At 66.2% G+C, this 21,029-nt stretch carries 18 protein-coding genes; 9 read left to right on the top strand and 9 right to left on the bottom strand.

The features are described from left to right. Positions 1 to 34 precede the first annotated feature (34 nt). Both SPHN_RS14405 and SPHN_RS14400 read left to right on the top strand, forming a co-directional pair. On the top strand, positions 35 to 3,067 hold the full coding sequence (locus SPHN_RS14405; protein ID WP_248524417.1) for a glycosyltransferase: 3,033 nt from the start codon (positions 35 to 37) through the stop codon (positions 3,065 to 3,067). Positions 3,068 to 3,577: 510 nt separating this feature from the next. Beyond that, positions 3,578 to 4,294 (top strand): glycosyltransferase family 61 protein, encoded by a 717-nt coding sequence (locus SPHN_RS14400; RefSeq protein WP_248524416.1) that lies wholly within the window; start codon positions 3,578 to 3,580, stop codon positions 4,292 to 4,294. Positions 4,295 to 4,318: 24 nt separating this feature from the next. On the opposite strand, the gene SPHN_RS14395 is transcribed toward SPHN_RS14400, so the two are convergent. Further along, the gene (locus SPHN_RS14395; protein ID WP_248524515.1) at positions 4,319 to 5,635 is read right to left on the bottom strand and encodes a glycoside hydrolase family 130 protein; all 1,317 of its coding nucleotides are present in this window, start codon (positions 5,633 to 5,635) and stop codon (positions 4,319 to 4,321) included. Positions 5,636 to 5,871: 236 nt separating this feature from the next. Between SPHN_RS14395 and SPHN_RS14390 the strand changes: the two genes are divergently transcribed. The 4 genes from SPHN_RS14390 to SPHN_RS14375 all read left to right on the top strand — a co-directional run bounded on the left by SPHN_RS14390 (position 5,872) and on the right by SPHN_RS14375 (position 9,199). Further along, a complete protein-coding gene (locus tag SPHN_RS14390; RefSeq protein WP_248524415.1) occupies positions 5,872 to 6,144 on the top strand; it encodes a hypothetical protein in 273 nt (90 codons plus the stop codon). 253 nt (positions 6,145 to 6,397) lie between these two features. Further along, positions 6,398 to 7,624, top strand: coding sequence for a multidrug effflux MFS transporter (locus SPHN_RS14385; protein ID WP_248524414.1), 1,227 nt, complete (start codon positions 6,398 to 6,400; stop codon positions 7,622 to 7,624). A 107-nt stretch (positions 7,625 to 7,731) separates the two neighbouring features. Next, positions 7,732 to 8,016, top strand: coding sequence for a hypothetical protein (locus tag SPHN_RS14380; RefSeq protein ID WP_248524413.1), 285 nt, complete (start codon positions 7,732 to 7,734; stop codon positions 8,014 to 8,016). Positions 8,017 to 8,128: 112 nt separating this feature from the next. After that, positions 8,129 to 9,199: an AI-2E family transporter gene (locus SPHN_RS14375; RefSeq protein ID WP_248524412.1), complete on the top strand. Its 1,071-nt coding sequence runs from the start codon at positions 8,129 to 8,131 to the stop codon at positions 9,197 to 9,199. 449 nt (positions 9,200 to 9,648) lie between these two features. Here the strand turns inward: SPHN_RS14375 and SPHN_RS14370 are convergent, their stop codons facing one another. From SPHN_RS14370 to SPHN_RS14360, 3 genes are all read right to left on the bottom strand, one after another. Beyond that, on the bottom strand, positions 9,649 to 10,212 hold the full coding sequence (locus tag SPHN_RS14370) for a cytochrome b (protein WP_248524411.1): 564 nt from the start codon (positions 10,210 to 10,212) through the stop codon (positions 9,649 to 9,651). A gap of 34 nt (positions 10,213 to 10,246) precedes the next feature. Further along, positions 10,247 to 11,032, bottom strand: a complete 786-nt coding sequence (locus SPHN_RS14365) for a SapC family protein (RefSeq protein WP_248524410.1) — start codon at positions 11,030 to 11,032, stop codon at positions 10,247 to 10,249. 65 nt (positions 11,033 to 11,097) lie between these two features. After that, positions 11,098 to 12,525, bottom strand: a complete 1,428-nt coding sequence (locus SPHN_RS14360) for an FAD-binding oxidoreductase (protein WP_248524514.1) — start codon at positions 12,523 to 12,525, stop codon at positions 11,098 to 11,100. 107 nt (positions 12,526 to 12,632) lie between these two features. Between SPHN_RS14360 and SPHN_RS14355 the strand changes: the two genes are divergently transcribed. The 3 genes from SPHN_RS14355 (at position 12,633) to SPHN_RS14345 (ending at position 15,591) form a co-directional block, all read left to right on the top strand. Further along, positions 12,633 to 13,115, top strand: a complete 483-nt coding sequence (locus SPHN_RS14355; protein WP_248524409.1) for a hypothetical protein — start codon at positions 12,633 to 12,635, stop codon at positions 13,113 to 13,115. 269 nt (positions 13,116 to 13,384) lie between these two features. Further along, on the top strand, positions 13,385 to 15,067 hold the full coding sequence (locus SPHN_RS14350) for a DEAD/DEAH box helicase (protein WP_248524408.1): 1,683 nt from the start codon (positions 13,385 to 13,387) through the stop codon (positions 15,065 to 15,067). 5 nt (positions 15,068 to 15,072) lie between these two features. Further along, the gene (locus SPHN_RS14345) at positions 15,073 to 15,591 is read left to right on the top strand and encodes a thioredoxin family protein (RefSeq protein ID WP_248524513.1); all 519 of its coding nucleotides are present in this window, start codon (positions 15,073 to 15,075) and stop codon (positions 15,589 to 15,591) included. Positions 15,592 to 16,043: 452 nt separating this feature from the next. Here the strand turns inward: SPHN_RS14345 and SPHN_RS14340 are convergent, their stop codons facing one another. From SPHN_RS14340 to SPHN_RS14320, 5 genes are all read right to left on the bottom strand, one after another. Next, positions 16,044 to 16,658, bottom strand: a complete 615-nt coding sequence (locus SPHN_RS14340; protein ID WP_248524407.1) for a glutathione S-transferase family protein — start codon at positions 16,656 to 16,658, stop codon at positions 16,044 to 16,046. A 212-nt stretch (positions 16,659 to 16,870) separates the two neighbouring features. Then, on the bottom strand, positions 16,871 to 17,740 hold the full coding sequence (locus tag SPHN_RS14335; RefSeq protein WP_248524406.1) for a dienelactone hydrolase family protein: 870 nt from the start codon (positions 17,738 to 17,740) through the stop codon (positions 16,871 to 16,873). Positions 17,741 to 17,774: 34 nt separating this feature from the next. Further along, entirely contained in the window at positions 17,775 to 18,839 is a 1,065-nt protein-coding gene (locus SPHN_RS14330; RefSeq protein WP_248524405.1) for an MBL fold metallo-hydrolase, read from the bottom strand. Positions 18,840 to 19,105: 266 nt separating this feature from the next. Then, the gene (locus tag SPHN_RS14325) at positions 19,106 to 19,783 is read right to left on the bottom strand and encodes a DUF1013 domain-containing protein (protein WP_056484483.1); all 678 of its coding nucleotides are present in this window, start codon (positions 19,781 to 19,783) and stop codon (positions 19,106 to 19,108) included. Positions 19,784 to 19,882: 99 nt separating this feature from the next. After that, the gene (locus SPHN_RS14320) at positions 19,883 to 20,905 is read right to left on the bottom strand and encodes a glycosyltransferase family 4 protein (protein WP_248524404.1); all 1,023 of its coding nucleotides are present in this window, start codon (positions 20,903 to 20,905) and stop codon (positions 19,883 to 19,885) included. Positions 20,906 to 21,029 lie beyond the last annotated feature (124 nt).

Here is a 21,029-nt window from a genome sequence, read left to right as displayed (position 1 = left end):
GATACCAATCGGGCGAACGGAGCAGCGAAGACTTATGACCGCAGGCTATATAGAAGCGCTGGAATGCCTGACGGATCGTACGGTCGTGCAGGGCTGGGCCAACGACGACGCGTTACGGTCCGGCGCCTTGACGCTCTCGATCGACGGTATCGCGCAGACCGTGGTGCAGATCATCGATACCACCTACCGCGAAGATCTGGCCGCGGTCGGTGCGCGCGCCTTTCGGGTCTGCCTGCCGGTACCGATCGGGCCCGGCACGCATGTCACCGCCGCGATTATCGGCGCATCGCTCCAGATCGCCGCGGATGCGATCCGCACCATGGCACCGCTCGGCCATATCGAGGTGGCCGGCAGCGACGATGTCGGGGGATGGATCGTCGCGGCAGGTCTGCCGGTCACGCTCCAGTTCGACGGCACGCTGACGGCCACGATCGACGCGGCGATCGACCGGCCCGATCTCGCGCAGATCGTGCCGGGCGACACCCCGACCTATGGCTTTCGCGTATCGCTACAGGCGTTGCGCGCGCGCTCAAGGCCGTCGTCCGATACCGCCTTGGGACCGGACAGGGTCCTGTTGCGGGCCGGCACGCACATCGTCGGCGACGCGGCGATCGTCCGGACGCCGCTCGTCCACGGCAAGCTCGAGCGCGTCACGCCGGCCGAAGCACGAGGCTGGGCCGCCGACGCCAACCGACCGGACGGAATGCTCCAGGTCGAGATGCGGATCGACGGCATCCGCTATGCAACCGGCCTCGCCGATCGGAACCGCGCCGATCTCGTCGCCAAGGGCATCGTCACGGCCGGTGGCGGATTTCGCTTCGAAATGCCCTCGACCAGCATGACCGGTGGATCGACTGCACATGTTGCGGTCCATGCGCGGGATGATGCCATGGCGATTCGCGGCGCGACCGACATGGCGGTGCCCGAGCGGCGCTCGCTGTTGCCGTCGGTGATACTCGACATTCTTCCCGACATTGACGAACGCGGCGTGACGATCATCGTCCCGATATACAATGCCGCGAGCGATACCGCCGCGTGCATCGCCGCGCTCTGCCGCAACACCGACATACCCTGCCGGCTGATCCTGATCGACGATTGCAGCACCGATCCGGCGATCGCCGGCATTCTCGAAACCGCGGCGGCGCTTCGCAACGTCGAGGTTCACCGCAACACGGAGAATTTGGGGTTCACGCGGACTGTCAACCGGGCGATCGCGCTCGCCGGTAGCGACGACGTGGTCCTGCTCAATTCGGATACGCAGGTGACCACGGGATGGCTCCAGGGCCTGCGTCTTGCGGCCTATAGCGGCCGGTCGGTCGCGACCGCCACCGCGGTGTCGGACAATGCGGGCGCTTTCTCGGTACCTGAAACCGGCATGGCCAACCCGGTTCCTGCCTTGCTGTCGTTCGACGACATGGCGCGGCTGGTCCGGCAGTCGGCGATGACGCTGCGGCCGGAGGTGCCGACCGGGCACGGGTTCTGCCTGTATATCCGCCGCGATGCGCTCGACCGGATCGGCCTGCTCGATGCCACCGCCTTTCCGCGTGGGTATGGCGAGGAGAACGATTTCTCGATGCGCGCCGATCATGCCGGGCTGCGCAACGTCGTCGACGACCGTACCTTCGTCCATCACGAGGGGTCGGCGAGCTTCGGCACGGCCAAGGCGGCGCTGTATGCGGCGGGGCGGCTGGTGGTCGACGCGCGCTATCCCGAATACAAGGCGCGGATCGGCGTGTTCGCGCGTGGTCGCGACATGCTGGCGATGCGGTGGCGCATCCGTCGCGCGGTTGCACAGGCCGTCGCGCCGCCGCGACCCCGCATCCTGTACGTGATCGCGACGCAATCGGGTGGCACGCCGCAGACCAACCAGGACCTGATGACCGCGATCGACGACCGGTTCGAGCCGTGGCTGCTACGCTGCGATACGGTCCAGCTCGAATTGTCGCGGCTGCACGATGGCGCGCTCGTCCCGGTCGAGACCGCAGACCTTCACCGCGGCATCGATCCGCTGGTCCACCGGTCGAGCGAATACGACATGATCGTCGCCGATATGCTCACCCGGCACGCGATCGAACTTGTCCATATTCGACACATGGCGTGGCACAGCACCACCCTCCCCCAAACATGCCGCCGGCTAGGGATCGCGGTGATCTTCTCGTTCCATGATTTCTACATGCTGTGCCCGACGGTCAAACTGCTCGACCAGGATATGGTGTTCTGCGGTGGCCGCTGCACGCCGGGCATGGGACGCTGTCGCCCGGAACTCTGGCCGGTCGATGCATTTCCCAACCTGAAGCACCAGTTCATTTTTCGCTGGCGCGCGATGATGAGCGACGCGCTTCGTCACTGCGACGCTTATGTCACGACAAGCCTTACGGCTCGGGCAATCATTGTCGATGCGTTGCCCGACATCGTCGGCAGGCCGTTCGAAGTCATTCCGCATGGACGCAGCTTTACAGGGTTCGCCACGACGGTTCCGCGGCACTCCGGCGCGCCGCTTAGAGTGCTCGTGCCCGGCAACCTTTCTGCCGCAAAAGGGGCCGTTCTCGTCGAGGCGGTGGCGGACATCGACAGGGGGCGCACGTTCGAGTTCCACGTTCTCGGCGACTCGGGTCACATGGTGGCGCGGCCTGGACTGGTCCTGCACGGACGCTACCAACGCGATGCGTTCGCGGCCCGCGTGGCCGAGATCGCACCACATGTCGGGGCGATATTCTCGATATGGGCGGAGACCTATTGTCATACGTTGACCGAACTCTGGGCAGCGGGCCTTCCCGTAATCGGCTTCGACATCGGCGCGGTGGGGGACCGGATCAAGGAATCTGGCGCCGGGTGGCTGCACCATGTCGGCATTCCAGCCGCGGACCTCGCCCAGTGGCTTACCCATCTGGCGGCCCTTCCGGATGCAATCCAGGCCGCCAGCATCGCGACCGTCCGCTGGCAGGACACCGTCGGTCGTAGCTACGACACTGCGGCGATGGCGGACCGCTATTGCGATTTGTACGCGCAAGTGGCGCAGGACCGACGCGTATTCACGACGGTCCTAGCCGACGGTAGCACCACATGATCGCGCCGATCGTGGGTTGCCATTGGACGGCACTATGAGACGCAGGTACTTCATAACGTTTACTGCAAGGAACCGACGATCGCCGACCCCCAGTTCGTACCCAATACGCTGTACCGCCTGTTCCACCGCGATAGCATTCCGACGACGAATGATCTGTCGACCGCCACGGGTCATGCAACGCAAGTCATCCTGCCTGGCAGCGCTCCGGTATTACGGCAGCCTCCCGTATTCTTCGCGATCGACCCACGCGTCGCCGACGTAGCGCGCGAACACCAACTGCGCGCAGAAGCGGTCGCTTCCACGCGACTGGCACCCTCTTTCGTCGTCGCGCTACCGCACGGCGCGATTCTCACCGACGGTTTCCTGGTTGCTGATGAGGCTCATCGAATCCTCAGCGACAGCTTTCGTGCATTCGGGTCGCTTGCACGCTACGGCTTTCACGAGCATCCGGATCGCGTTTTCTCGATCGATCTGGTCGGCGGCCCCGAACTACCGGGGACCCATCTGGTCGTGGGAATACAGACCAATCTGAACTATTTTCACTGGCTGCTCGAAGCCATGCCGCGACTTTGGCTGGCGCAGCGTGAAGGGTTGGCAGCGGACGCAACGGTTTGGCTGCCACAACTGCGGCCATGGATGGCCGATATGATCGATGCGTTGCAACCTATCGACAGGCGGGCGACGCAAGGGGACGGCATCACGCGGTGCGCCCGGTTGCTGATGCCCGCGCGCGGCCTGAGCAACATACACACGTTCGGCGCCCATGCATTTGCCATGGCGGACGAAATCCGCGAGCGTTTCGCGCCAGCCGCGCCATCGGGACGCAGGTTTTTTGTCACGCGCGCCGGTGCCGGATCGCGCAAATTGATCAATGAAGATGAGATCATCGCGATTGCCGCGCAGCATGGGTTCGAGACCATCGAGCCGCAACATCTGGCATTTCGCGAGCAGGTCGAACTCTTTTCCGGCGCGGGCGCCATTGCCGGGCCGCTGGGCGCCGGGCTTGCCAATGCGGTGTTCATGCGCCCCGGCAGCGCTTTGATCGAGATAGCTCCGGAAGGGCGCGAGGGCGATGCCACGCTGTTCGCCAATCTCGCGCACCACCGACAGCTCGATTATCTGGCTGCCGTTGGCCCTACCGTGTCCACCGACACCCGCGCGGTGGATCGGCGGGATTTTTCGGTTGATACAGAAATTATACACAAGATGTTCGCGGCGCTTGGCTGACGCACGCCGCGGTTGGCCATGGTCTCAGGCGGGGACCATGGCGGCGAGGAGGTCGTCCACGGCGGCAACCGCGAAGGCGCTGTATTCGTCGCCGATCGCGTACGGCAGCAGGATCCGGCGATCGTGGAGCAGGCCGCCGCAGCTGTAGGTGACGTTGGGGACGTAGCCGCCGCGCTGTTCCGCGGACGGGAACAGCAACGGCGACGGCGTCCGCGCGAGCACCTTGGACGGGTCCGCCTTGTCGAGCAGGCACGCGCCGATGCAATAGCCGCGGACCATGCCGACGCCGTGCGTGAAGACCAGCCAGCCCTCGTCGATCTCGATCGGCGACCCGCAATTGCCGAGCTGGACGAATTCCCACGGATATTTCGGCGCCATGATCGGCGTGCCGCTATCCCAGGTGTAAAGATCGTCCGACCGCAGCAGCCAGATATTCTCGCTGTCCTGCCGCCCGAGCATCACGAACTGCCCGTCGATCCGCCGCGGGAACAACGCCATCCCCTTGTAGCCGGTCATCGACCCCGCCAGCGGCCGCATCTCGAACGTCCTGATATCGATCCCGCGCAACATCTCCTGCCGCGCGACCTTGCCATCGAACGCGGTGTAGGTGCCGATGACGCTCTGCACGTCGTCATGATCGGTAAAGGTGACCATGCGGAGATCCTCGATCCCCTGATGCTGGCTGGGCAGGACCGGGAAGATCACCGTTTCCGAGACGTCCCGGCTGTCCTCGCACAGCAGCCGCACCCAATCCGAGTCGGTCCGCTCGATCTGCGGCGGCACGCCGTTCGCGCTCGGTGGATCGACCACCAGCCGATCGCCCGGCCCCCATTCGCCGGTCCGGAACGTCACCGACGAGATGTGCCCCTCGCCGATCCCGCGCAGCGACAGCAGAAACCGCACCGCACCCGGTTCGGTCGGTCGCCCGTCGAGCGCATCGTCGGGCAACCGGACCATGCTCGGGTTGAACAGCGCGGCGGCCTCGAACGCGTATTCCTGGCTGAAATACGCCCCGATCAGCCATTGCTCGTCGTTATCGAAATCGCCCGTACCGATCTCGTCGCGGATTGCGGCGAAACGGCGCAGAAACACCTGGTCGGCGTTGCGGTGACGTTCGCGCATCGGCGCCGCAAGCAGCGCACGCATCCGTGTCCGCATCGCCGGATCGAGCGCGCGAACCCGTTCGACGACCACATGGAGCCGGGATGGCCGATCCGCCTCGAACGCCGCCGGATACGCGAAACTGAAGGGACGGATCACGGTACGCGACGGATCGGGCATGAGTTCGACGTCGAGTTTGGTGAAGACATCGGCGGCCGCCTTGAAATCAATTCCCCGCATATCGGACCCGGCCGTTTCCGGAATGCTCGTTGCAGTCAGGTCGCCCTTGAGAGGATGGGTGGGAGCAGCGTCGAATGTCGTCATGTCAGCCCTTCGAAAGGAGTCATGGAAGGAGCGCTGCACGCGCCAATTCGATCCCTGGGCGGGCAGGCAATCCTGTCGCCGTGGATGACGCCCCTAAGTAAACGGCGATTTTCGCGGATGCCTTCGTCTCGTCGAGCTTCTAGCAGGGCGCGATGGCCAAGCGTAAATTCTACCTCACGGCGGTCCTGCCCGATGGTTATGTCAAGACGATCGGCCCGACCGCGCTCGACTTGACGCATTACTGGCGCATCGTCGCGGTCTTGGCCAACGGCAAGACCGAAGTCTTCTGGGGACATAGCAAATCGCTTGCCGACGCGAAGAAGACCAAGACTCTCGCGGTCGAGGCTGCATCTACGCGGGGATGGAAAAGCCACCATGTCGATATCGTCGCGGTGGAGCGTAGCGACACGCCTGTCACCGACTAGCGGGGACTGAGGCGGGCACGAAATTAGATCATCCTCCCCCGCAAGGGGGAGGTGGCGCGCAGCGACGGAGGGGGAGGACACGGAACGGAGGTTTTCCTTTCCTCCCCCCTCCGTCTGGCAAGCGCCAGCCACCTCCCCCTTGCGGGGGAGGATTGTGATAGCGCTCGGCGCCTCCCCCCTCTGCCGGGGGAGGATCGTGGGAGGGTGCGATCGAATATGGCGCGGTGCAGCATAAACCGTTAGGCGCGGTGATATGACGCAACCGCTTACCCATTTTGCCCTTGGCCGTCGCGAGTTCGTCGCGTTCATCGCCGCGATCATGGCGGTGAACGCGCTAGGCGTGGACCTGATGCTGCCCGCGCTGCCCGCGATCGGCGCCGAACTGCATGCAGCGACCGCCAATTCACGGCAATGGATCGTCACCGCCTATCTGTTCGGGTTCGGGATCGGCCAGCTGGTCTATGGTCCGCTCGCCGACCGCTATGGCCGGCGACCGATCCTGCTCGCCACGCTGATCGGCTTCGTCTTTGCGAGCATCTTCGCGGCGAGTTCGGCAACCTTCACCGCGTTGATCTGCGCGCGAATCCTGCAGGGACTGATGTCGGCATCGACGCGCGTGCTGGCCGTGGCGATCGTTCGCGACCGGTATTCGGGCCGGCAGATGGCCAAGACGCTGTCGCTGGCGCAGATGATCTTCTTCCTCGTGCCCATCCTGGCCCCCAGCATCGGCCAGGTGCTGCTGGCGTTCGGACCGTGGCGGTTCATCTTCTACGCGCTGGCCGGGTTCGCCGCGTTCATCCTCGCCTGGTCGGCGGTCCGCCTGCCCGAGACGCTGGCAATCGACAGACGCGTGGCGATCTCCCTGACCACGTTGCGCAGCGCGTACCGTCTCACGCTGACCAACCGCTATTCGATCGGCTATGCGACCGCCGCGTCGCTGACGTTCGGGGGGATCATCGCCTTCGTATCGTCGGCCCAGCAGATCTTCGTCGACGAGTTCGGCGCCGGCGACCGATTCACGATCCTGTTCGCGGTCTGCGCGTTCGCGATGGGCTGTGCGTCGTTCGCCAACAGCCGGCTGGTCGAACGGCTGGGAACGCGGCTCATCTCGCAGGCCGGCGTCTTCATATTGATCGCGCTGTCGCTGATCCACATCGCGGTCATCGCCGCGGGCATCGAGACGCTGTGGAGCTACATCGTGTTCCAGGCACTGAGCATGACGTGCATCGGCTTGTGCGGATCGAACTTCGGCGCGATGGCGATGGAGCCGGTCGGGCATATCGCCGGGACAGCCTCGTCGGTGCAGGGTTTCATCACCAGCCTGGGCGCGGTGGTCGTCGGATCGTTGATCGGCCAGGCCTATGACGGCTCCACCTTCCCCCTTGCGATCGGATATCTCGGGATCGGACTGGGCGCGCTCATACTCGTGTACCTGATCGAAGGCGGCTTCTGGTTCCAGCGGAGGACGGCGGCGAACTAGGCCGCGGTGCAAAAAGATCACACTGTTTCAGAAGGATCGCGGTCGTTGGGAACCGTTACGTGACCGTGACGGTTTGCGTCGACACAACACCAACAGGATACCCGATCATGAAGAAACTGACCGTAGCGCTTATGATGGCCGCTCTCACCGTTCCGCTCGCCGCTTGCGGCGGCAAGGGTGACGACAAGCTCGGCAGCCAGGTCGAGGGCGCCGCCGACAACCGCGCCGACGCGCTGGAAGCCAAGGCCGACAATCTCGAGGATCAGGCCGAGGCCGTCCGTGAGAGCGGCGACCAGCAGGCCGATGCGATCGACGACGCCGACGTGAACGCGCAGGCGATGCCCGCCAGCGAGAAGGCGGCCCTGGTCAACGGTAGCGAGAAGCTGCGTTGACGATCATCCCCCCGGCACGACCGGGGGGATTTTTCTATAAGTGATGCGAGACGGCGGCCGGTGCGCGTCGACCGGGGCGCGTCGGCCAAGCTGGCGAAACGGGGTGGGCGACATGACGAACAGGGGCCGGATCGAGAACGGGGGATTTCTCCTCTTCTTGACCATCATCACCATAGCGTTGGGCATGGTGGTATCGACCTTCGCGGCCGCCCTGCTATGGAGCGCGCTGGCGGCTATCCTGTTCCAGCCGCTGTACCATAAGCTGCTCAAGCGCTGGCCGGAGCGGCGCAATCTTGCCGCATCGTTGGCGATGCTGATCATCTTCGTCGCGGTAATCGTCCCGACGCTGATCATCGCGAGCCTCATGATCGACCAGGCATCCTCGGTCTATACGAGCATGCAGAGCGGTCAGATCAATTTCGCCGCCTATTTTCAACAGGTTCATGACGCGTTGCCCGAGCGGCTCCAGCAGCTGGTCGACAAGTCCGGCATCAACAGTTTCGAGCGGCTCCAATCGCGTATTTCCGGCGCGCTCGGCAACAGCGTGCGGACCATCGCCGGCCAGGCGCTGTCGATCGGCCGCAACGCGTTCGCGTTCCTGCTGGCATTCGGCATCGCGCTGTACGTGACGTTCTTCCTGCTGCGCGACGGCGACCGCGTCGGGCCGGCGCTCTGTCGCGCGCTGCCGCTGGAGCGATCCGTGACCGAGCGACTGGTCGGCAAGTTCGTCTCGGTGGTGCGCGCCACGATCAAGGGCTCGGTGATCGTCGGGCTCGTCCAGGGTGGCCTGGGCGCGCTGACCTTCTGGCTGGTCGGCGTACCGGCGGCGCTGTTGTGGGGCCTGCTGATGGCGCTCACCTCGTTGCTGCCCGCATTGGGGCCGGCGATCGTGTGGGTGCCCGTCGCGGTGTATCTGCTGGCGACCGGTGCGATCTGGCAGGGGATTGCGGTGATCGTGTCGGGGATCGTCGTGATCGGGCTTGCCGACAATATCCTCCGGCCGATCCTGGTCGGTCGCGACACGGGCATTCCGGATTACGTCGTGCTGGTCACCACGCTGGGCGGGATCGAACTGTGCGGGCTGAGCGGGATCGTCGTCGGCCCGGTGGTCGCGGCGCTGTTCATGGCCGGATGGCAGATCCTGACCGAGCAGCGGTTGGGCCAGCCGGAGCCCGACGCCTGAGCCGCTGCCGACACTACCGAGACGTTGCTTTGGCCGCGCGCCACGAATCTCAAATCCTCCCCCGCCAGGGGGAAGTGGCAGGCGCAGCCTGAAGGAGGGGGCGGTAAGCGACCACCTCTGCTGCCCATCCTCCCCCTCCGGCGCCTTCGGTGCCACCTCCCCCTGGCGGGGTAGGATCGGTTTGAAGAATGGTCGCACCCGTTGCGCTAGAATTGGTCGCGGCGCGCCGTCGCGCTTATCCGCCTACGCGGGCCAAAAAAAACCACCCCGTGCATGACGCACGGAGTGGCCTAGGTTCAGGGAGGAGGTACGCTAGAAGCGTACCGTACGGCGCCGCGAAAGGGGGGGACACGATGCCGTACAGGATCTAAATGGGTGAGCCCGGTTTTGGTTCAACCTTTGTTGCGACGCACCGCAAATAATTTTTCGAACGGTTTGGCTATGGCTGTTCAGCGCCGACGGAAAACCGGGGCCATCCGCGCCAGAACCGGATCGCGCAACACTAGGTGATGGCGCAGAGCGGCACCGATATGCAGGACGACGAGCGCGAGCATCAGCCAGCCCAGCACGCCGTGCGCTTCATGACCCAACCGCCCGGTCGCGGCCGACACCGGCAGATACGGGATGTCGAACAGACCGAACCAGTTCAGCGGCGAACGCTTTGCCGAGCCGGACACCATCAGCCACCCGGTCAGCGGCAGGGCGATCATGAACACGTAGAGCAGCGCGTGCGCGGCATGCGCGAGCGCCTTTTCCCACATCGGGGTATGGACGGGCAGCGGCGGCGGGCGATGAGCCAGCCGCCACGCGATCCGTCCGGCAGTCAGCACCAGCACGGTGATGCCGAGCGCCTTGTGCGCCCCCATCAGGTTGCGCAGCGCCGGCACCGGATCATGCAGCAGGCCGACCGCGATGTTGAAGATGACCAGCAGCGCGATCGTCCAGTGGAACCAGATCGCCACCCTCGAGTAGCGGTCCGGCCCGGGTCCGTCCGGACGATCCTGCGCTGCCATGGTCTTCCTTCGATAAAGGGCTATGCCGTCGCGATCAGACGTTGAACGGCGTCGGTGCGGCCATCTGCGGCTGCGGAGTCTGGCCAAGCTGCGCCTGGCGCGCAAAGATGTCACGCATCAACGACAACGAGAAGAGGTGTGCGTAGAGCAGCGGGAGCATGCCCGACTTGCTCATCTTGCGCAGCGCATCGCCGCGCATGTCGATCAGCTTCTCTTCGTTGATCATCTGGAAGCCGCGATAGACGAACGGCTGCTCGGCCCCATCGGGCTGGATCGTGACTTCGCCGTCCATCAGCAGCTCGAGCTCGCGCAGCTCGTTCATGAAGTTCTGCGTGCGTGCGCCGGCCTGTTCGAACGACTCGTTGAAGCCGAGGATGTTCTTGGTCAGCTCGGTCGGCTGGCCGTTCTCGAACAGCGCATCGCCGTCCTCGAACTCGCCGAGCGTCGGCGACGTCGGATCGAAGCAGAGCGACAGCTCCTGCGCGTCCGGGTGGAGGCGCGCGAGCATGTACGGGTAGCGACGGACATAGGCGGGAACGTAGAACGTGCTCTCGGTCAGCTTGCCGTCGTCGCCGACGAACACGTTGACGCCCTCGTTCAGGCCCATCAGCGCGAGCGGGATGGCGTCGTCACCGGTCGAGAAGACGATCGGCATGTGGCGCTGGACCAGCGGGAACTCGTCGACGGTGATCGGGATGGCGTGCTGGCCGACCAGGAACGGCGCGCTGTCCTGCGGGCGGACCTTGTAATTGGCGTGCGTGTCGCTCGAGAGCGGCTCGAGGCCGTTATAGAAAAGCGGAAGCTGGGCGGCGCTGGCCATGATACTCTCCGGGTCGGTCGGTCAAAACATTGCCGGCGGCTGGTGCCACCGATTGGGGCGAGGCTCTATGGTGCGGGGCGGGCTGGTGCAAGTGTGACGAGCTTGCCGGGGTTGAGGATGCCCAGCGGGTCGAGTGCGGCCTTGATCGCCCGGAGCGCGGTCATGCGGGCGGGCGACGACAGGCGTTCGAGTTCGTCGCGCTTCATCTGGCCGATGCCGTGCTCGGCCGAGATCGAGCCGCCCGCCGCCGTGACGAGATCGCCGACGAAGCGGGTGACGACCGGCGCGTCCTCGGCATACCAGTGCGCAGGGTCGGTGCCGGGCGCGGCACGGACGTGGAAATGGACGTTGCCGTCGCCGAGATGGCCGAAACCGCTCGCGTGCGTGCCGGGGAAGCGCGCGTCGCACGCCGCCGCCGCCTCGATCATGAAGCGGGGCATCGTCTCGACCGGGATCGAAATGTCGTGCTGCGTCGCGGGGCCGAGCGCGCGTTCGGCGGCGGAGAGCGAGTCGCGGAGCAGCCAGAATGCGTCCGACTGGGCTTCGCTGGTGGCGATCGTCGCGTCCTCGATCGCGCCGTCTTCCAGCGCTTGGGCGAGCAGTCTTTCGAGTAGCGCGCTGGGGGATTCGCCCTCGGTAGAGGCCGCGGTCGCCTCGATGAGGAGGTGCCAGGGGTGACGGCCCACTAGCGGGGCGCGGGCGTTCGGGAGATGCGCCACCGCCGCGTCGTGCGATTCGGCGGGGAGAATCTCGAAGCTTTCGATCGCGTCGGTCTTCGCCTGCATCGTGCGCAGGAGTTTCAGCGCGGCCTGGGGGGACGCGATGCCGACCCACGCCGTGCCGCGCGCCGCGATCGCGGGAGCGAGGCGGAGCGTGGCGGCGGTGACGATCGCCAGCGTGCCCTCCGCGCCGATGAACAGCTGGTCGAGATCGTAGCCGCGGTTATCCTTCTTCAACGCGGACAGGCCGTCGTAGATCGTCCCGTCGGCGAGCACCGCCTCGACGCCCGCGACGAGGCCGCGCATCGTACCGAACTTCAGGACCTGCGTGCCGCCCGCGTTGGTCGAGACGAGCCCGCCGATCGTGGCGGTGCCGCGCGCGCCGAGCGTCAGCGGGAAGCGCCACCCCTGCCCTTGGGCGGGGGAGTCGAGGTCGGCGAGGATCACGCCGGCCTCGGCGATCGCGAGTCCGGCTTCCGCATCGACGCTGCGGATGCGGTTCAGGCGGCGGAGCGACAGGATCAGCGCGCTGCCGTCCGCGGGGGCGGTCGCGCCGCCGACCATCGAGGTGTTGCCACCCTGCGCGACCAGCGGCACGCGGTGTTCGGCCGCCGCCTTGACGATCAGCGCGACCTCTGCGGTCGAGCTGGGCGACAGCATCGCGGGTGCGACCCCGTGAAAACGGCCGCGCCAGTCGTGCAGCCAGGGGTCGATGTCGGCGGGGTCGGTGACGATCGCCTTGGCGTCGAGATGCGGCGCGAGCGCGGCCAGCATCGCGGCTTGCGAAGGCGTCAGGGTTGCTGTCTGAATTTGAACCACGCGAGCAGCGCTAGACAAAATTCATCGCGCGTTCAACGATTGGCCCTAACGGTTACGTCAACATGATCCATCCCGCGATTCCCGCCACCCTCCTCGCGCTCGCGGGCCCCTTCGTCGCGGCCCCCTTTTCTGCGAGCGGGCGCGATGTCCCCCAGCCTCGGTTCGCGCTGGACGGCCTGCAGGTCGCGCAGATCTCGATCCACCAGCGCGTCATCATCCGCGTGCCCCGGATGAGCCGGGCGCCAGCGCGGACCTTCTCGCCGCCTCGGGAGTGGAAGGAGCATAAGGGCCCCAAATGCATCGCGGTTTCCGAAATTGCCGGCGCGATGCTGAACAAGGAGGGCGCGGTCGACCTGGTGATGGACGATACGACGCGGCTGCGCGCGCGGCTCGACGGCGACTGCAGGCCGCTCGATTATTATTCGGGATTCTATCTGAGGCCGGGGCCCGACGGCCTGATCTGCAAGGACCGCGACGCGATCCGCATGCGCTCGGGTGCGCGCTGCGAGATCGACGGGTTCAAGAGCTTGCGGGCGAAGAAGTAGCGGGGTCGGGCCGCTAACGCGCTTGGCGGATGCAAGGTCACCCGTTCCGTCATCCTGACGAAAGTCAGAATCCAGAGTAACCGACGGTACGCTGCTTGGCTCTGGATCCCGACTTTCGTCAGGATGACGGGGCGTTTGCGGAAGTGCGCCGGCCACCGGTGCCTCTCCATCCTCCATTCACCGCGTTTCCTTGACATTTGGCGCTAAATCGGCGAGCGCCGGAAGGCTTGAGGGCAGTGCATTTCACCCTCCATTTACCGGACATTTGCATGAGTTTTGCCGACCTCGGCCTCTCCGACGAACTGCTGAAGGCAGTCACCGACTCCGGCTACACCGAGCCGACCCCGATCCAGGCCGGCGCGATCCCGTCGGTGCTGATGATGCGCGACATCATCGGTATCGCCCAGACGGGCACCGGCAAGACCGCGTCGTTCGTGCTGCCGATGATCGACATTCTCGCGCATGGCCGCAGCCGCGCGCGGATGCCACGCTCGCTGATCCTCGAGCCGACGCGCGAACTCGCCGCGCAGGTGGCGGAGAATTTCGAGAAATACGGCGTCAATTCGAACCTCTCGATGGCGTTGCTGATCGGCGGCGTGTCGATGGGCGACCAGCTCGCCGCGCTGGAGAAGGGCGTCGACGTCCTGATCGCGACGCCGGGCCGACTGATGGACCTGTTCGGGCGCGGCAAGATCATGCTCAACGGCTGTTCGATGCTGGTGATCGACGAGGCGGACCGGATGCTCGACATGGGCTTCATCCCCGACATCGAGGAAATCTGCACCAAGCTGCCGAAGCAGCGCCAGACCTTGCTGTTCTCGGCGACGATGCCGCCGCCGATCAAGAAGCTGGCGGACAAGTTCCTGACCAATCCCAAGACGATCGAGGTGTCGCGCCCGGCGTCGACCAACCTCAACATCAAGCAGTATCTGGTGCCGGTGGCGAGCCAGACCGCCAAGCGCGACACGCTGCGCCGCATCCTCGCGCAGGAGGAGGTGACCAACGCGATCATCTTCTGCAACCGCAAGACGACGGTGCGCGACCTGAACAAGGTGCTGAAGCAGGCGGGCTACAAGTCGGGCGAGATCCACGGCGACATGGAGCAGCCGCAGCGGCTGGCCGAGCTGGAGCTGTTCAAGACCGGCGCGGTGACGATCCTCGTTGCGTCGGACGTCGCGGCGCGCGGGCTCGACATCAAGGGCGTGTCGACGGTGTTCAACTATGACGCACCATGGCATCCGGACGATTACGTCCACCGGATCGGGCGGACGGGTCGCGCCGGGGCGACGGGGACGGCGTATACGTTCGTCGCGCCCGACGATTCCGAGAATATCGTCAATATCGAGAAGCTGACCGGGCAGACGATCGAGCGCTTGAAGGGTGCCGAGCCTAAGGCTGCTGCGGTTCCTGCCGTGACTGAAGACGAGGGCACGGCGCCGCGCGGTCGACGACCGCGTCGTGGGGCTCGGTCCGAGACGTTTACGCCGGTGCCGGTTGCGGCGGCGGTTGCCGAGGAGTCGGATCGGCCCCGTACGCGGCGGGTGCCGCGGGCGGATACGGTGGCCCCGGCGATCGTCGCCGAAGTGCTGGCTGCGGCCGAGCCGGTTGCGGCGGCCAAGCGTCCGCGCTGGGAGCGGACGCCGATCGACGAGCCCGTGCCCGCGGTGAAGCCGCGCGTGGCGGAGCCGGCCCGGGTCGAGCCGGTGCAGGTCGAACCGGCATATGTCGAACCGGTTCGCGCGGCGCCCGTTCGGTCTGAGCCAGTGCGGTCGGAACCGGTTCGCTCGCAACCTGTTCGTACGGAGGCGGCAAAGGTCGAGCCGCCACGGACGGAGCGCATTCCTGCGGATCCAACCGGTGGTCGGCGCCAACCGGTCGCCGATACGCCGGCGGATGGCTGGAACGGACCATTTCCGAGCTTCCTGAATGCCGTGATCGGAGGATATGAATGATGTCGATGCGCCGTCTCGCCGCGCTTGCCTTGCTCGTAACCGCGGTGGCCGCTCCCGCCGCGCCCCGCGCGAAAGTCGTGGCGCCGCACGTGAACACGACGAGCTTCGACAAGCTGCCGCAGCCCTTGCCGCTGCCGTATAACGAGTCGGCGAACGCCAATGCGCAGGTTGCGGCTGCGCGTGCGCGCGCGCTGAAGACGCACAAGCGGTTGCTGATCGATCTCGGCGGCAATTGGTGCCTCGACTGCCGCCTGCTCGCGGGGACGATCGACCTCCCGGAGATGAAGCGTTTCGTCGACAGCAAGTTCGTGGTCGTGACGGTCGACATCGGCCGCTTCGACAAGAACGGGCAGATCGCGGCGGGTTACGGTATCAAGGGGCGGCTCAAGGGCGTGCCGGCGGTGCTGGTGGTCGATCCGCGGAGCAACAAGCTGCTGAACGCTGGGCATGAGACCGAACTGGCGGATGCGCGATCGATGGGGCCGCAGGCGCTGGCCGACTGGCTGGCGAAATGGGCGGCCTGATCGCTAATCTGTAGCGTCTACTCCGGCGGTTTGCATTTTCGTAAGTCGCTCTTCGATGGCGACTCGGTTTTAAAACGTATCGGTAAGCTGAGGTGCTGGCCCCGAACGATCCTCCCCCGCCAGGGGGAGGTGGCAGGCGCAGCCTGACGAAGGGGGCGGTAAGCGCCGACCTCTGCTCCGTGTCCTCCCCCTCCGTCGCCTTTGGCGCCACCTCCCCCTGGCGGGGGAGGATCGTCGTTAGCTGTACGCGAGGTACCCGCCCACCACGCAGCGAGTCCACAGGCCCGGCCGCCTATAGTAGAAAGTGGATTTTCACCCACTCCAGTCGTTCCAACCCCCGCCGTCATCCTGACGAAAGTCAGGACCCAGAGCCATGGAGGCTAGCTCCTGGTATCCTGGGTCCTGACTTTCGTCAGGATGACGGGTTTGGTTGGTTGGTCACGCGCTCGCTCCTACGCGGCGACTGCGATCAGGGCGTCGTCCAGTGCTGCGGCGCGCAGGTACGCCGGGCGTTCGATCAGGCGCGCGGCATAGTCCGCGAACGCTTTGCGCTTCGGCAGCCAGCCGAACTGCATGCCCCAGATGACCTGCGATCCGACATAGACGTCGGCGGCGGTGAAGCGGTCGCCGGCTATGTACGGGTGCGCTGCCACAGCCTGTTCGAGCACGTCGATCACGCGATCGAAGCTGCCATAGCCGATCATCCGTTGCTGCGCGGCATCGGGCACGACGCCGAGCGCGCGGTTGCCGGTCGCGGCTTCGACCGGGCCGGCGGCGTAGAAGAGCCAGCGATAGTAATCGGCGCGTTCTTCGTCGCGGGGGGCGAGATCGGCGTCGGGGAACGTGTCGGCGAGGTACGCGCAGATCGCGGCGCACTCGGTGACGGTCTTGTGGTTGTGGACGATCGCCGGGACCTTGGCCATCGGGTTGATCGACAGATACGGCTCGGCCTTCATCGTCGTGTCGTAGTCGAGGACGACGGTCTCATACTCGGCGTCGACCTCTTCGAGCATCCACCGCGCGATCCGGCCTCGCGACATCGGGTTGGTGTACAGGGTCAGGGTCATGTGACTCTCCTTGAGAACGGATCGTGAACGATGGTCTCATGGACAGTTGGCATGGTCAAGCGGCTGGCTGCGGGCATCAGACACTACCCTCTCCTCCCGTCATGCCGGGCTCGTTCCGGCATCCACCGCTCCGCATACGCGTTGGCCTGAGAATATGCGGGACCGTGGAACCCGGAACTAGTCCGGGGTGACGGGGAAGATCGGCGGGAGCCTCACACCAGCGCCTTGTCGAACAGCGCGAGCATGCGGGCCCAGGCCTTGTCCGCCTGGGCTGCGTTGTAGACCTTCGAGTCGGGCGGACACCAGCCGTGCATCGTGCCGGCGTAGACCTCGATCTCGGCGGGGAGTTTGGCGGCGGCGAAGGCGGTGCGGAGCGTGTCCTTTTCGGTGGGCGATCGCGCGTCGTCGTTGGCGGCGATCGCGATGAGGTATCGGCCCTTCATCTGCGGGATCAGGCGGTGCGGGCTGTCGGGCGTGTCGGTGACGAAGCCACCGCCGTGGAAGGTCGCGCCGGCGCGGATCCGGTTGGGGACGGCTGCGGCGGTGCGCATCACCATCGGGCCACCCATGCAATAGCCGGTGGTCGCCAGCCCGCGCTTTCGGTCGGTCTGCGGTTGCGCGTCGATGAAGGCGGTGAAGGCCTTCGCATCACGCACCGTGCCTTCGGACGTTAGCGCTTCGCGGAAGGGGGCGATGCGGGCGCGGACGGCGGGCTGGTCGTACGACTCGCCGGGCGCGAGGAACGGTGCCTTGGTCGAGCGGTAGAACTGGTTGACGACGAGCACCGCATAGCCCGATTGCGCGAGGCGGTCGGCCATCTGGCGGAAGGCGGGGCGCAGACCCATGATGTCGGGCCAGATCAGCACGCCGGGGTGCTTGCCGGTGGCGGGCGCGACGAAATAGGCGTCGGCCTTGCCGTCGGGCGTGGTGATCGCGACGTCGCGGCCCTTGATGACGGCGGCGTTCGCTGGGGCGGGCAGCAGCATCGTCAGGCCGATCGCGCCGGTCATCACGCCGAACTGGCGGCGCGAGACGCCGGCCAGATACGCTTCGTTATCGTCTGCGGTATGCTCGTCGCACATGGGGCTATCCTCTTGAATTTGGCCGCATGCTAACTCAGGCTGCGCGCCACCACCATACGCCATCGTGCGTGTCGCGGGTCGCTCGGCCTTCGACTTCGAGGCGGCGGAGGTGCGCGAGTGCCTCGCCGGTCGCCATGCCGAGCACGTCCTGTCCGATCGCGCGGCGGAACAGGCGGCCGAAACAGTCAACCGCGCGACGGGGTTCGGCGAGGAAGACTTCGAGTTCGTCGAGTCGCTCGCGGTGTTCGCGGTCCATCGCGTCTAGTCGCGTGTGGAGGCCGGTGAACGGGTCGCCGTGGCCGGGGAGGACGAGCAGGTCGGCTGGCAGCGTCTTGAGCTTGGCGATCGAGGCGAACCATTCGCCCAGCGGGTCGGCGTTCGGTTCGGTGACGCCTAGCGAGACGTTGGGGCTGATGCGCGGGAGGACCTGATCGCCGGCGATCAGAATGCCGCCGGCTTCGTCGTACAGGCACGCATGTTCGGGACAGTGGCCGGAACCGGTGACGATCCGCCAGTCGCGCGCGCCGATGGTGAGCGTGTCGCCGTCTTCGATGCGGGTGTAGCTGAGTGGGAGCGGGGTGATGATTTTCCGGAAGCCGGCCCAGCCCTTGGCGGTGGCATGGTCGATCTGGTCCGGGCCCCAGCCTGCGCCGCGCCAGAAGGCGAGCATCTCGTGTGGGACCGAGTCGCGGGCGTCGGCGGCGAGCATGCGCGCGGTCAGCCATTCGGCTCGGGTCATAATGAGGGGGGCGGCATGGTGATCGCACATCCAGCCGGCGAGGCCGATATGGTCGGGGTGGAAGTGGGTGCCGATCATTTTCGTGATGCGGACGCCGGACTTGAGGCCGTTGAAGATGGCTTTCCAGGCGTCGCGGGCCTCGGCGGTGTTCATACCGGTGTCGATCAGCGCGTCGCCGTCGGTGTCGGCTAGCAGCCAGCAGTTTACGTGTTTGAGGGGGCCGGGAATTTTGAGGCGGACCCAGTCTATGCCGGGGGCGACCTCGAAGACGTCACCGACTTCGGGCTCGGCGCCGCCGAAGGGGTAGGTCAGGCCCTTGTGGCTGGTCGGCGCGAAATCGGTGTCGGGTGCGGTTGCCATCGGTTGCGGTTAGCAACTGGATGTGGCGGGAGATAGTGCTGGCGGGCGTTGCGCGCTCCCCGTCATCCTGACGAAAGTCAGGATTCAGGATAACGTAGGGCGACATTTTTGGCTCTGGATCCTGACTTTCGTCAGGATGACGGAGGAGGGGTTTGCGCTTGTCCATCTGCGCGGCACGTGGGCCTTACCGCGCTCACTCGACGTATCGTTTGAGGTGAGCGTGCGCCCACCCCTGTCCCCTCCCGCTTGCGGGAGGGGACGTGCGGTCAGCGCTTGAAGGGGTCGTCGAAGAGCGGCTTGACGGGCAACACGCCGCCGTCTGCCACGAACTGCGCGTCGGCTGCCGCCTGGGTGCGCTCGGCGCGGAGCTGCTGGAGGAGCACTTCGCGGTCGCCTTCGAGGCGCGTGTCGGTCGGCGCTTCCATGCCGGCTGCCTTGGCCGCCTTCGCCACGGCTGCATCCAACTCGCGCTGCGAGGTCAGGCCGAGCGTGACCGGGTCCTTCGGCGTGATGTTGGCGATGTTCCAGTGGCTGCGGTCGCGGATCGCGGCGATCGTCGTGCGGGTCGTGCCGATCAGCAGCGAGATCGCGCCGTCGGTGATCTCCGGGTGGTTGCGGATGATCCACGAGATGCCGTCGGGCTTGTCCTGGCGCTTCGAGACCGGCGTGTAGCGCGGGCCCTTGGTGCGGCGGACCTGCTCGGGGCCCTTGATCATCTTGAGCTGGTAGTCGGGATCGGCGGCACCCTTGTCGATCTCTTCCTGCGTCACTTCGTGTGCGCGGACGGGATCGCGACCGGTCAGCTTGGTCGACGTCGTGTCGTCGGCGATCGCCTGGATCTCGAGGATGTGCAGGCCGCAGAAGTCCGCGATCTGCTCGAAGCTGAGCGCGGTATTGTCGACCATCCAGGCGGCGGTCGCGTGGGGCATGAGCGGCTGGGCCACGGCGGAAACTCCGTAAAAATAGAAAGGGCCGCCCCTTTCGGAGCGGCCTGACATGAGAGAGACTTAGTGCGCGCGGTGGCAACAGGCAAGCACGCAAGCTCAGGCGGCTAACAGCTTCCTTTCCAGCGGGACGAGCGCGTGGAGGAACTGGCGGGCGCTGGCCGGCCAGCTGTAGCGCGCGGCATAGGCGGCGCAGGTGACGCTGTCGCGCGTGAGCGCGGTGGCGATCGCGGTGTCGAGGTCTTCGTGCATCGCGCCGACGCGGTCGTCGAGGACGTCGATCGGGCCGGTGACGGGATAGGCGGCGACCGGCGTGCCGCACGCCAGCGCCTCGATCATGACGAGGCCGAAGGTGTCGGTGCGGCTGGGAAAGACGAGGACGTCGGCGGTGCGATAGGCGGCGGCTAGATCGAGGCCGGAGCGTTGGCCCAGGAAAACAGCGTCCGGGAAGCGGCGGGCGAGCGCGGCGCGGGCGGGGCCTTCGCCGACCACGATCTTGGTGCCGGAATGCGAGGAGGACAGGAACGCTTCGATGTTCTTCTCGACCGCGACCCTGCCGACATAGAGCTGGATCGGACCGGGGAGCGCCGCCATGTCCGGGTCGCGCGCGCCGTCGAGGCCGAACTGCGCGAAGTCGACGCCCCTGCCCCATTCGCGGACCTGATTCAGGCCCTGGGCGGCGAGCGTCGCGGCGACCGAGGGGGTGGAGACGAGGATCGACTGCGCGGGGCGGTGGAACCAGCGGATGTAGCGCCAGATCCAGTCGGGGTTCGCGCCGGTGCGGGCGGCGATATAGTCGGGGAATTGCGTGTGATAGGCGCTGGTGAACGGCAGCGCGCGGGCGAGGCACCAGTTGCGGGCGGCGAGGCAGACCGGCCCCTCGGTGGCGAGGTGGATCGCGTCCGGCCCGAACGCGGCAAGCATGCGGCCGACGGCGCCGGAGCGGGCGAAGGCGAGGCGGATCTCGGGGTAGGTCGGGCATGGCATCGAGGCGAAGCGCTCGGGCGAGACGACCATGACCTGGTGGCCGATCGATTCGAGTTCGCGCTGGACCGACTGGAGGGTGCGGACGACGCCGTTGACTTGCGGGCTCCAGGCGTCCGTGACGATTGCGATACGCATCTGTCTTCTCCGTTTTGCCCCTCTCCCATCGGGAGAGGGAGGGCCCGCCGCGCTTGCGGTGGGAGGGTGACGGCACGCTTTTTGTTTAGTGCGGTGGACTTGCCCTCACCCTCGCCGCTTCGCG

It is taken from the genome of Sphingomonas faeni (assembly GCF_023195535.1).
Lineage (GTDB): Bacteria > Pseudomonadota > Alphaproteobacteria > Sphingomonadales > Sphingomonadaceae > Sphingomonas > Sphingomonas faeni_B.
The sequence above is the reverse complement of the archived record's forward strand: the minus strand, read 5'-3'. Positions and strand labels throughout refer to the sequence as shown.

Bases quoted from the DNA above. Each gene is read 5' to 3' on its own strand.
- SPHN_RS14375 (WP_248524412.1), top strand. From the start codon at position 8,129: ATGACGAACAGGGGCCGGATCGAGAACGGGGGATTTCTCCTCTTCTTG.
- SPHN_RS14340 (WP_248524407.1), bottom strand. From the start codon at position 16,658: ATGACCCTGACCCTGTACACCAACCCGATGTCGCGAGGCCGGATCGCG.
- SPHN_RS14360 (WP_248524514.1), bottom strand. From the start codon at position 12,525: ATGCTGGCCGCGCTCGCGCCGCATCTCGACGCCAAGGCGATCGTCACC.
- SPHN_RS14395 (WP_248524515.1), bottom strand. From the start codon at position 5,635: ATGCGGGGAATTGATTTCAAGGCGGCCGCCGATGTCTTCACCAAACTC.
- SPHN_RS14345 (WP_248524513.1), top strand. From the start codon at position 15,073: ATGCGCCGTCTCGCCGCGCTTGCCTTGCTCGTAACCGCGGTGGCCGCT.
- SPHN_RS14385 (WP_248524414.1), top strand. From the start codon at position 6,398: ATGACGCAACCGCTTACCCATTTTGCCCTTGGCCGTCGCGAGTTCGTC.
- SPHN_RS14365 (WP_248524410.1), bottom strand. From the start codon at position 11,032: ATGGCCAGCGCCGCCCAGCTTCCGCTTTTCTATAACGGCCTCGAGCCG.
- SPHN_RS14350 (WP_248524408.1), top strand. From the start codon at position 13,385: ATGAGTTTTGCCGACCTCGGCCTCTCCGACGAACTGCTGAAGGCAGTC.
- SPHN_RS14335 (WP_248524406.1), bottom strand. From the start codon at position 17,740: ATGTGCGACGAGCATACCGCAGACGATAACGAAGCGTATCTGGCCGGC.
- SPHN_RS14320 (WP_248524404.1), bottom strand. From the start codon at position 20,905: ATGCGTATCGCAATCGTCACGGACGCCTGGAGCCCGCAAGTCAACGGC.
- SPHN_RS14370 (WP_248524411.1), bottom strand. From the start codon at position 10,212: ATGGCAGCGCAGGATCGTCCGGACGGACCCGGGCCGGACCGCTACTCG.
- SPHN_RS14405 (WP_248524417.1), top strand. From the start codon at position 35: ATGACCGCAGGCTATATAGAAGCGCTGGAATGCCTGACGGATCGTACG.
- SPHN_RS14380 (WP_248524413.1), top strand. From the start codon at position 7,732: ATGAAGAAACTGACCGTAGCGCTTATGATGGCCGCTCTCACCGTTCCG.
- SPHN_RS14330 (WP_248524405.1), bottom strand. From the start codon at position 18,839: ATGGCAACCGCACCCGACACCGATTTCGCGCCGACCAGCCACAAGGGC.
- SPHN_RS14390 (WP_248524415.1), top strand. From the start codon at position 5,872: ATGGCCAAGCGTAAATTCTACCTCACGGCGGTCCTGCCCGATGGTTAT.
- SPHN_RS14355 (WP_248524409.1), top strand. From the start codon at position 12,633: ATGATCCATCCCGCGATTCCCGCCACCCTCCTCGCGCTCGCGGGCCCC.